The organism is Roseibium aggregatum (genome assembly GCF_014692675.1).
Taxonomy (GTDB): Bacteria; Pseudomonadota; Alphaproteobacteria; order Rhizobiales; family Stappiaceae; genus Roseibium; species Roseibium aggregatum_C.
In genome coordinates this window covers 1-750 of sequence record NZ_JABFCZ010000086.1, presented here as the reverse complement: position 1 = coordinate 750, position 750 = coordinate 1, and the positions used below count along the sequence as shown (strand labels likewise).

The window sequence follows — 750 nt, the reverse complement described above, 5'->3', positions numbered from 1 at the left end:
TCTAGGGTTCAGACTCAATCATAGCCAGAAGGCGACGAGAGCGGCCAGGGCGACGGCGGAGAGGAAGTTTCTGGCGAGCTTGTCGTAGCGGGTTGGGACGCGGCGGAAGTCCTTTAGTCGGCAGAATGCGTTCTCGATGAGATGGCGGCTTTTGTAGCGCGTCTCGTCATACCGGATAGTGCGCTTGCGGTTCGAACGGCCGGGAATGACCGGGACGATGGCAGACTGCCGCAGGTGCTTTCGCAAGGCATTTGCATCGTAGCCCTTGTCAGCGAGCAGGTATCTTGCGCCCTTCAGGCCAGCCAGCAGATGAGGGACGACCGGGCTGTCCGCGGCATTGCCGCCCGTCAGCATGAAGGCGAAAGGACGACTGATTACGTCGGTAAGGGCATGGATTTTGGTGGTTTGGCCGCCCCGCGACGGCCCGATCGCCTGATTTTTTGCCCCCCTTTGCCGCCATGGGCAGAGCGATGCGCTTTGATGTAAGTGCTATCGATGGACGTGCTCCGGGTTACTGCGCCCGATGCGGCCAGCGCCTCTACCAGATCGATCCAGAAGCGCTTGCGAGACCAGTGGTTGAAGCGGTTGTAGATCGTTGTCGAAGGCCCGTACTCCTTCGGGCAATCGCACCAGCGGCAACCCACCTTGAGGACATGGATAATGCCGGAGATCACCCTGCGGTCATCAACCCGGCGGGCACCGCCCTTGTGCCTCGGCAAAAGCGGCTCGATCACTGCCCACTGTTCTCCG

1 protein-coding gene is annotated in these 750 nt (G+C 60.9%); it reads right to left on the bottom strand.

Annotated features, from left to right (window positions below; all coding sequences use genetic code 11):
• Positions 1–18 precede the first annotated feature (18 nt).
• Positions 19–750 (bottom strand): IS5 family transposase gene (locus tag HK439_RS26395; RefSeq protein WP_235988130.1). Its coding sequence is split into 2 segments (ribosomal slippage), with 730 coding nucleotides annotated over them: positions 19–438 and positions 441–750; the frame shifts between segments, so codons are not numbered across the junction. This gene is flagged as partial in the annotation.